Below are 9,859 nucleotides of genomic sequence, written 5' to 3'. Positions count from 1 at the left end.
GACGGCTTTCATAAGCAAACCCGATTGGCGACACAGTGGATTGCCCCAACGCCTCTGACTTGTGTGGCTCGTCTCAGACGGTTTCCATCAGGGCGCCCAGCTGGCGACACAGCCGGCGCAGGGTCTGGTTGTCGAGGCAGCCGAAGCCGAGCAGCCAGCCCTCCCGGGTGGGAGGGGCGAGGTGATATTGGCCCAGGGGGCGCAGCCCCAGCCCCCGGGCGTTGGCCGCCTCTGTCCAGCGGGCCTCGCCCCCGGCGGGGAGCAGCACGGCGCACTGCAGCCCGGCGCCGCTGTGGATGGGGGTGAGCCTGGGGCAGTGCTCGGCCAGCTCGGCCAGCAGCAGATCCCGCCGGCTCTGGTAGACGAGGCGGCTCTGGCGCAGGTGAGTGGCGAAGTGCCCGGCGCGGATGAAGTCCGCGGTGACCGCCTGCTGCAGCTGGTTGCTGTGGCCGTCGACGGCGGCGCGGGCCCGGCTGAAGGCCTCCATCAGGGGGCGTGGCAAGACCAGGTAGGCGAGGCGCAAGGAACCAAACAGCACCTTGCTGAAGGTGCCCACATAGAGGACGCGCCCCTGGCCATCCAGCCCCTGCAGGGCGGGGAGCGGCCGCTGATCGTACTGGTACTCCCCGTCGTAGTCGTCCTCCAGGATCCAGGCCCCGCGCCGCTCGGCCTCCGCCAGCAGCGCCATGCGGCGCGGCAGGCTCATGGGCACGCCCAGAGGGTACTGGTGGGCCGGGGTGCAGTAGATGAGCCTGGGGCTGGGGTGTTCGCCGGCAGGGTTGAGCCCCTCGGCGTCCACCGGCACCGGATGGATGCGGGCGCCGGCGCTCTCCATGGCGGTGCGGGCTCCGGGATAACCCGGATCCTCCACCCAGACGGTGTCACCGGCATCGATGAGCAGCTGGGTCGCCAGCAATATGCCCTGCTGGGAGCTGGTGAGGATCAGGATCTGCTCCGGCTCGCACACCACGCCCCGCGACTGCACCAGGTAGCTGCTGATGGCGGTGCGCAGCTCCCCGAGCCCTTGCGGATCCCCGTAATTCATCCAGTCGCTGGCCCCCCGGCGCCACTGCTGTTGCATCAGGCGACCCCAGAGAGCCTGGGGAAAGAGGCGGGGATCCGGCTGGCTGGAGGCAAAGGAGTTGCCCACCTCGGGCACCTCGTGGCAGGCCCCCCCTTGCGCCAGCTCCTGACCACGGCGGGAGAGCCCCGCCGCCGACTGGGGCGGGCGCGGAGCGGGGCGCACCGCCGCCAGGGCGACGAAGCTGCCGGCCCCCACCTTGCGCACCAGATACCCCTCCGCCTCCAGCCGGCCATAGGCCAGCTCCACAGTGCTGCGGGAGACGCCGAGATCCCGGGCCAGCATGCGGCTGGCCGGCAGCCTGCCGTGCAGTGGCAGATGACCCGCCAGTATTGCCTCCCGCAGGGTGCGCACCAGCTGTTCGTGCAGGGGCAGATCGTTTTGCTGCTGGTCGGCAAAGAGGGTTGGCAGGACTGTCATGGCACTTCCCGTTGCGGATAAATTGGTCTGCCCATATTGGCAAAATTGGTCGGCGTGGCAAGGCCATTTTGTCGCTACATTGGTGGACAAGGAAATGAAGCAACCCCATTGGCAACACACATTGGCTACAGAAGGAGTCTGCATGTCGGAATACAGTGCCACCATCAGCTGGCAGCGAGGGGCCAGCGAGCCCTTTGTCGATCAGCGCTACAGCCGGGCCCATGAGTGGGCGTTTGACGGCGGAGTCAGGGTGCCCGCCTCCTCCTCCCCCCATGTGGTGCCCTTGCCTTACTCGGTGGCCGAGCACGTGGATCCCGAGGAGGCCTTCGTCGCATCCCTCTCCAGCTGTCACATGCTGACCTTCCTCTGGCTGGTCGCCAGGGCGGGTTATCTGGTGGAGAGCTACCGGGATGAGGCCGTCGGCGTCATGGAGCCGAACGAGCGGGGTCGCCAGTCCATCACCCGGGTCACCCTGCGCCCCATGGTGCGGTTTGGTGGCGAACGCCGGCCCGATCTCGCCGCGCTGGAGCAGCTGCACCACCAGGCCCACGAGGAGTGCTTTATCGCCAACTCGGTCAACACAGTCGTCACCACAGAGATAGCGCTGTAATCACAAGGAGGTTCAGGATGAGTCATGTATTGAGTACCGGGGTTGCGAGCCCGCTGGAGGCCAGCGCCTTCTTCGAGGCCCAGTTGAAGTTTCGCACCGATCCGGCGGATCTCGCCGCCGATCTGCTGGCCGGGGAGGAGGGGATAGTCGTCATCGACACCCGCTCCCCCGCCCACTACGCCGAGGGCCATATCCCGGGCGCCATCTCCTTCCCCCATCGCACCATGACCCCGGCGACCACCCAGGGGCTGTCGCGGGACAGGGTCTATGTCTGCTACTGCGATGGCATCGGCTGCAACGGCTCGACCCAGGGAGCGTACAAGCTGGCGGCCCTGGGCTTCAGGGTCAAGGAGCTGATCGGCGGCCTGCACTGGTGGCGTCAGGACGGTTTCGCCGTCGCCACCGGCAGCGAACCTGGGGTGCTGCTGGAAGGGGGGATCGCCTGTGCCTGCTGAATCCCTCTTCAACGGTCATGGCCAGCCTCTGGGGAGCGCGCTGCCAGACTGGCGTGGTGCCGAGTTTCCCCCTCACCGCGTGCTGAGCGGCTGGGGCTGTCGCCTGGAACCGCTCGATCCCGAGCGCCACGGCGACAGCCTGTGGCAGGCCTTCAGTGCCGACAGCGGGGCCATGTGGACCTATCTCACCAGCGGCCCCTTCGAGGACGAGGCGGCCATGCTGGCCTGGCTGCGAGGAGTCGCCGCCAAGGTCGATCCCCAGTTCTATGCCATTGTCGATGCGGGGAGCGGCCGGGCGCTGGGGCTCGCCAGCTATCTGCGCATCGACCCCGCCGCGGGCAGCGTGGAGGTGGGCTGGCTGCACTTCTCGACGGCCCTGCAGCAGTCGCGGCTGGCGACGGCGGCCATGGCGCTGATGATGGCCAATGTCTTCGCCCTGGGGTATCGCCGCTACGAGTGGAAGTGCAACGCGCTCAACTGGCCTTCGCGCAAGGCGGCGCTGCGCCTCGGCTTCAGTTACGAGGGGACCTTCCGCCAGGCCCGGGTGGACAAGGGGCACAGTCGGGATACCGCCTGGTTCTCGGTGATAGACGGCGAGTGGCCCGCCCTGAAGGGCTGTTTCGAGCGCTGGCTGGCGGATGCCAACTTCGACGAGCAGGGGCGCCAACGGTTGCGACTCTCCGAGCTGACCGCCGAAGTGCACCGCACCTAGGCGAATGAGTGGTAGCGACAAGGGCGGCATCGAGCCGCCCTTGTCATCTCCCCAGCCATCTCCCTTCTCTGCACGCGGGCCACCTTCAGGTCCCGAAGCAACCCGGGCCTTTCTCTTTACATCTTCCCCCTTGCATTAACTTCCGCTTACTGTATTTTACATTTAAAGATTTTAGTCTTTCGAACGAAAGTGAAAGGGAAGGGAGCGAGGGATATCATGGCTGACACTTTTACCTGTGAAACACTGCCCGCCGATCACAAGGCGGCTATCCGCGAGATGAAGCGGGCGCTGCGCGCCCGCCTCGGCGATGTGAACGCGCTGTTTCGACGGCTGAGCCAGAGGATCGAAGAGCGGCTTGCCGAGATTGAACGGCTGAAGGTGAGCGGAGACCCCGTGTGGCCGGTGCTCGATTATCGCGATGTCGCCGCAGGCTGCGTGCCGGAGTCGGTGCGCGAGCTGATCAAGCGGCGGGGTTGTGCCGTCATCAAGGGCCATTTCCCCCGCGAGCAGGCGCTGGCCTGGGATCAGTCGATGCTGGCGTACCTGGACCATAACTGCTTCGACGACATCTACCAGGGCCCCGGCGACAGCTTCTTCGGCTCCCTGGAGGCCTCGCGGCCCGAGATCTATCCCATCTACTGGTCACAGGCACAGATGCAGGCACGCCAGAGCGAGCAGATGGCGTCGGTACAGTCCTTCCTCAACCGGCTCTGGACCTTCGAGCGCGATGGCAAGCGGTGGTTCGACCCCGACATCAGCGTGATCTATCCGGACCGGATCCGCCGCCGCCCGCCCGGCACGACCTCGAAGGGGTTGGGGGCCCATACCGACTCGGGGGCGCTGGAGCGCTGGCTGCTGCCGGCCTACCAGCGGGTATTCGCCAGGGTCTTCGATGGCCGGCTCGACAGCTATGATCCCTGGGATGCCGCGCACCGCACCGAGGTGGATGAGTATACGGTCGACAACACCACCAAGTGCTCCGTCTTCCGTACCTTCCAGGGGTGGACCGCGCTCTCCGACATGATCCCGGGGCAGGGTTTGCTCCATGTGGTACCCATTCCCGAGGCGATGGCGTACATATTGCTGCGCCCGCTGCTGGACGACGTGCCGGAAGACGAGCTCTGCGGCGTCGCGCCGGGCAGGGTATTGCCCGTCTCCGAGCAGTGGCACCCCTTGTTGATCAAGGCCCTGACCTCGATCCCTGCGCTGGAGGCGGGTGATTCCGTCTGGTGGCACTGCGATCTCATCCATTCGGTGGCCCCGGTCACCGACCAGCAAGGCTGGGGCAACGTGATGTATATACCGGCGGCGCCCATGTGCGACAAGAACCGGGTCTATGCGCACAAGGTGAGGGCGGCGCTGGAGCTTGGCGCCTCGCCGGGCGACTTCCCGCGGGAGGACTACGAGACCGGCTGGCGTGATCGCTTCACTACGGCCGATCTGAACCGCAATGGCCGACGGGCGCTGGCGATGGAGGATTGATGGCCTCCTTCGCCAGCTGTATCGGGTTGGTGCCTTGAGGTGCGACCCGTCACGGGACAGGGAGAAACGACAAGGGCGGCCATCGGGCCGCCCTTGTCGTCTGCATCGCTTGCGCAGTATCACTCGCCTATGGGGGCGGCAATCCAGTTCATCAGGCGCACCATGTCCTCCGGGGCTACCCCGACCGAGAGGCCGCGCTTGCCGCCACTCACCAGTATCTCGCCAAAGGCCATGGCGGAGTCGTCCAGCACGGTCGGCAGCAGCTTCTTCTGGGCCAGCGGGCTGATGCCACCCACCTTGTAACCGGTCAGCTTCTCGGCGTCGGCCGGCTTCATCATCTCCACCTTCTTGAGCCCGGTGGCCTTGGCGAGCTGCTTGAGGCTGCACATGCCGGAGGAGGGGACTATGGCGACCACCGCCTGCTTGTCGTGGTGGGCCAGCAGAGTCTTGAACACCTGGGCCTGGGGCAGGCCCAGCTGGGTCGCGGCATGCTTGCCGAAATCGTCGTGGGCCTCGCACTCGTAGGGGTAGAGCTTGTGGGGGATCTTGAGCTTCTTCAGCAGGTTGATGGCGGGTGTCATGGGGTCTCCTCGGGCCGAAACAAGGCCAGACAGTCTGCGCCCGGGCAACGGGCATGGCAAGTGTCAGCCTTCCCCCCCCATGGGGGCCTCTGTTCGCGCAACCGGATGCCGGATCCTATGATCTGAGCTCTTGTTCCCGCATTCCACCGCGATGCGATGGCGATCGAAAGGAATCGTAGCCATGAATACCCCAGCAATCCGCTCTCGCGATATCGACACGTTCGATCGTTATGAGGCCCTGGCCCGGCTGACCGCCCTCGACCGTACCTACGGCATGGTCGAGCTCGATCTGGATGGCCGCATGGTGTCGGTCAATCCGCTGTTCTGTCGCATGTTCGGTTATGCCGCCGATGCGCTGGTCGGCGAGTCCCATCTGCTGCTGTTGCCGCCGGAGCTGCACGCCGACTACGGACGCTTCTGGCAGGACGTGCTGAAGGGCGAGATCCACTCGGGGGAATTTCGCCGCGTCATGCGCGATGGCGGTACCCTCTGGATCCACGCCACCTACATGCCCGTCACCGACGAGGCGGGGGCCCTGCTCGGGGTGATCAAGCTGGCCCACGACATCACCTCAGAGGTGCTGGCCAAGCAACGGGTCGAGCAACAGAGCCAGCTGTTCGACATCGTCGTGGCCGCCCACCAGAGTTTTCTGCTCGATCGCAATCTCGGCTCCGCCTGCGACACCGTGTTCGAGCGGCTGCTGAGCGTCAGCCAGAGCACCTATGGCTTCATCGGCATCGTCCAGTACGAGGAGGGGCAGCCCAGCCTCTACATCCCCTCCATCTCGAACGTCTCCTGGGACGAGGCGACCCATGCCTGGTACGAGCAGCAACGCCAGAACCGGGGCGGCCTCATCTTCAGCAAGCTCGACAACCTGTTCGGTCACGTGGTGACCCACAATACCCTGGTGTGCTGCAACGATCTGCCGAGTCATCCGGCGAGCCGCGGCGTCTCCCCCCGGGGGCATCCCCGTCTGGACAGTTTTCTCGGCATCCCCATCCGCCACAAGGGGGAAGCCATCGGCATGATAGCCCTGGCGAACCGTCCCTGTGGCTTCGACGAAACCCTGGTGACCCAGCTCGAACCGCTCACCACGGCCCTGGGCACCCTGATCCACGCCCGCAATCTGGAGGATGAGCGCAGCCGCATGGAGCGGGTGCTGCGCTTCAACGCCGAGCACGACTTTCTCACCAAGCTGCCCAACCGCAGCAGCTTCTTCACCCAGGCGAATGTGCTGCTCGATCACATCCAACGCCATCCGGCCGAGGGGGAAGCCTGCTGCCTGGTCCTGATCGACATCGACTTCTTCAAGCAGATCAACGATGAGCATGGCCACCTTGCCGGGGATGCGGTGCTCGAGGAGCTGGCCCGTCTGCTGATGCAGTCGGTGCGCAGCCAGGATCTGGTGGCGAGGTTCGGCGGGGAGGAGTTCATCATGCTGCTGCGCGGCACCACCCTGGAGGAGGCTCGCGCCATCATGGAGCGCATCCGGCAACTGGTCGAGCAGCACAGCTTCCTGTATCAACACCAGACGATCACCGTCACCATCAGCCTGGGCCTCACCCCCTATCAGATGAGCTACCGCTGCATGGATGACTGGCTGCTGTGCGTGGATCAGCGCCTCTACGAGGCCAAGCGCCGGGGACGAAACCGGATTGCCTAGGCTGGTTGCCAGCAGAAAACACAGGATTAATGCAACGAGAAAGGGCGCCATATAGGCGCCCTTTATGTCAGGAAATGAAGCTGGATAGCCCGGCCATCAACCCGTGTTGCGCATGCCGGCGGCTATGCCGGCGATGGTGACCATCAGCGCCTGATCCAGCTCGGGGTGCAGGGTCTCAGGGTTCTTGCGCGAGCGGCCAAGCAGCTCGACCTGCAGCACGTTGAGCGGGTCTGTGTAGGGGTTGCGCAGCTTGATGGACTCCTTGATCCAGGGCTGGTCGTCCAGCAGGTCTCCCTGCGGGCGCAGCTCCAGCACCACCTGGATGGAGTCGGCAAGCTCCTGACGCAGCTGCTTGCCGAGGGCCCACAGCTCTTGCGGCACCAGCCGGGTGTCGTAGTACTCCGCCAGCCAGAGGTCGGCTTTCAGGAACACCATCTCCAGCATCTCGAGACGGGTGCGGAAGAAGGGCCACTGGCGGCTCATCTCGTCCAGCACGCTCTTCTGGCCGTCATCTATGGCCTGCTGCAGGCCCTTGTGGGCACCGAGCCAGGCCGGCAGCATCAGCCGGTTCTGGGTCCAGGCGAAGATCCAGGGGATGGCGCGCAGGCTCTCGACGCCGCCGTTGGGCTTGCGCTTGGCTGGACGGGAACCGAGCGGCAGCTTGCCGAGCTCCATCTCCGGGGTGGCGGCGCGGAAGTAGGGCACGAAGTCCGGGTGGCCGCGTACTATGCTGCGGTAGTGATCGCAGGAGACGGTGGCCAGCTGCTCCATCACGGCGCGCCAGCACTCCTTGGGCTTGGGCGGCGGCAGCAGGTTCCCCTCCAGCACGGCGCTGGTGTAGAGGTTCAGGCTGTGGATGGCCACCTTGGGCAAACCGAACTTGAAGCGGATCATCTCCCCCTGTTCGGTAACCCGCAGACCACCACGCAGGGATCCCGGCGGTTGGGACAGGATCGCCTGATGGGCGGGGGCGCCGCCGCGACCCACGGTGCCGCCACGGCCATGGAACAGGGTGAGACGGATGTTGTTGGCTTCAGCCAGCCCTACCAGGGATTCCATGGCGGCGTACTGGGCCCAGCCGGCGGCCATCATGCCCGCGTCCTTGGCGGAGTCCGAGTAGCCGATCATCACGTACTGGCGACCCTGGATGTAGCCGCGATACCAGTCCACCGACAGCAGGCGATCCATCACGGCGGTGCCCGCCATCAGATCCTCCTGGGTCTCGAACAGCGGTGCGACCGGCATGCGGAACTTGCAGCCTGCCTCTTTCAGCAACAACTGCACCGCCAGCACGTCGGAGGGTGCACCGGCCATGGAGATGATGTAGATGCCGAACGCATCCGGGTCGTGACCGGCGATCACCCGGCAGGTGTCTATGGTCTCGCGGGTCTCGTCGCTCGGTGCCCAGTCGGTGGGGATCAGCGGGCGGCGGGAGTTCAGCTCGTTGAGCAGGAAGGCCTGCTTGTCGTCCTCGCTCCACTCGGCGTAGTCACCCATGCCGAGGTAGCGGGTCAGCTCGGAGAAGACCTGACCGTGACGCTCGCCGTCCTGACGGATGTCCAGCTTGACCAGATGGATGCCGAAGCAGGCCAGCTTGCGCAGCACGTCCAGCAGCATGCCGTCGGCGATGTTGCCCATGCCGCAGGCGTGCAGGGAGTGGTAGCAGAGCTCCAGCGGCTCGCGCAGCTGGGCGGTGCTCTTGATGAGATCGCGGCTCTCGCTCGCCTGACCCTGCACCTTGGCGGTGAGGAACTCCTGGGTCTCGCGCAGCTGCTCGCGCAACTCGCGCACCAGGGCGCGGTAGGGCTCGGGGTTGTCACCGACCCGGGCGCGCACGGCGTCGGTGCAATCGGACATGGAGAGCTCGGAGGTGAGCTCCTTGATGTCCTTGTAGAAGAGGTTGACCGCCATCCAGCGGCCCAGCTCCAGCACCTCGGCGGTCACCTTGGCGGTGACGAAGGGATTGCCGTCGCGGTCACCGCCCATCCAGGAGGTGAACTTGACCGGCGCGGCATCCAGGGGCAGTCGCACACCCAGGTGGTGTTGCAGACGCTCGTCCAGGTTGCGCATGAATTCGGGAATGGCCGGCCACAGGCTGTTCTCCACCACGGCGAAGCCCCACTTGGCCTCGTCCACCGGGGTCGGACGCTGCTCGCGGATCTCGTTGGTGTGCCAGGCCTGATTGACCAGCTGTTCGATGCGATTGAGGATCTTGTCCCGCTCGCGGGGCAGCAGATCGGAGAGCTCCAGCGCTTCCAGGCAGTCGTTGAGCTGGACGTGCTTGTGGATCAGGGTACGACGGGTCACCTCTGTGGGGTGTGCGGTCAGCACCAGATCGATGTCCAGCTCGCGCACCGCCTGGATGATGGCTTCCTGGGAGAGGTTGGACGCCTTGAGCTTGGCGAACATCTGCTCCAGGGGATCCGGGGTGCAGACCTGCTCTTCGCAGCGGCGAGAGATGGTGTGGAACTGCTCCGCCACGTTCGCAAGGTTGAGGAACTGGCTGAAGGCGCGGGCCACCGGCAGCAGCTCGTCATCGGAGAGGGTGCGCAGGGTCTCGAGCAGGCGCTCTCTGTCTGCCTCGTTGCCCTTGCGGGAAGACTTGGCCAGTTGACGAATGGTCTCAATCTTGTCGAGGAAGGCCTGCCCCTGATGATCCTTGATGGACTTGCCCAGCAGTTGGCCCAACATGCCTACGTTGGCCCGTAGTGCGGCGTACTTTTCGTTCATTCCACATCCTTATTTGGTTGGTGCCCCCTGACCTTCCAGGCGGGAGGCGACCTCACTTATTGTTGTGCGATTACAACATATGCTCCGTCATCTTAGAGGGACAATCTACCCAGATTGTCTGCGCA

At 65.3% G+C, this 9,859-nt stretch carries 8 protein-coding genes; 5 read left to right on the top strand and 3 right to left on the bottom strand.

Annotated features, from left to right (window positions below):
• Nucleotides 1–73: 73 nt before the first annotated feature.
• Entirely contained in the window at nucleotides 74–1,501 is a 1,428-nt protein-coding gene (pdxR, locus tag ACWPWQ_RS20350) for a MocR-like pyridoxine biosynthesis transcription factor PdxR (protein WP_429040398.1), read from the bottom strand.
• 142 nt (nucleotides 1,502–1,643) lie between these two features.
• Between pdxR and ACWPWQ_RS20345 the strand changes: the two genes are divergently transcribed.
• The 4 genes from ACWPWQ_RS20345 (at nucleotide 1,644) to ACWPWQ_RS20330 (ending at nucleotide 4,760) form a co-directional block, all read left to right on the top strand.
• A complete protein-coding gene (locus tag ACWPWQ_RS20345) occupies nucleotides 1,644–2,111 on the top strand; it encodes an OsmC family protein (protein ID WP_454010634.1) in 468 nt (155 codons plus the stop codon).
• Nucleotides 2,112–2,128: 17 nt separating this feature from the next.
• A complete protein-coding gene (locus ACWPWQ_RS20340; protein WP_454010633.1) occupies nucleotides 2,129–2,566 on the top strand; it encodes a rhodanese-like domain-containing protein in 438 nt (145 codons plus the stop codon).
• Nucleotides 2,556–3,278 (top strand): GNAT family N-acetyltransferase, encoded by a 723-nt coding sequence (locus tag ACWPWQ_RS20335; RefSeq protein ID WP_454010632.1) that lies wholly within the window; start codon nucleotides 2,556–2,558, stop codon nucleotides 3,276–3,278. The genes ACWPWQ_RS20340 and ACWPWQ_RS20335 overlap by 11 nt, the downstream gene beginning before the upstream one ends.
• Nucleotides 3,279–3,494: 216 nt before the next feature.
• Nucleotides 3,495–4,760, top strand: a complete 1,266-nt coding sequence (locus ACWPWQ_RS20330; RefSeq protein WP_454010631.1) for a DUF1479 domain-containing protein — start codon at nucleotides 3,495–3,497, stop codon at nucleotides 4,758–4,760.
• 119 nt (nucleotides 4,761–4,879) lie between these two features.
• Here the strand turns inward: ACWPWQ_RS20330 and ybaK are convergent, their stop codons facing one another.
• Nucleotides 4,880–5,341: a Cys-tRNA(Pro) deacylase gene (gene ybaK / locus ACWPWQ_RS20325; protein WP_202047239.1), complete on the bottom strand. Its 462-nt coding sequence runs from the start codon at nucleotides 5,339–5,341 to the stop codon at nucleotides 4,880–4,882.
• Between the two features lie 181 nt (nucleotides 5,342–5,522).
• Between ybaK and ACWPWQ_RS20320 the strand changes: the two genes are divergently transcribed.
• The gene (locus ACWPWQ_RS20320) at nucleotides 5,523–7,004 is read left to right on the top strand and encodes a sensor domain-containing diguanylate cyclase (protein ID WP_454010630.1); all 1,482 of its coding nucleotides are present in this window, start codon (nucleotides 5,523–5,525) and stop codon (nucleotides 7,002–7,004) included.
• A gap of 96 nt (nucleotides 7,005–7,100) precedes the next feature.
• Here ACWPWQ_RS20320 and ppc read toward each other — a convergent pair whose 3' ends face one another.
• On the bottom strand, nucleotides 7,101–9,734 hold the full coding sequence (gene ppc / locus ACWPWQ_RS20315) for a phosphoenolpyruvate carboxylase (RefSeq protein ID WP_202047237.1): 2,634 nt from the start codon (nucleotides 9,732–9,734) through the stop codon (nucleotides 7,101–7,103).
• Between the last annotated feature and the right edge of the window lie 125 nt (nucleotides 9,735–9,859).

The sequence above is a fragment of the Aeromonas sp. Marseille-Q7275 genome, from assembly GCF_965119515.1.
The sequence above is the reverse complement of the archived record's forward strand: the minus strand, read 5'-3'. Positions and strand labels throughout refer to the sequence as shown.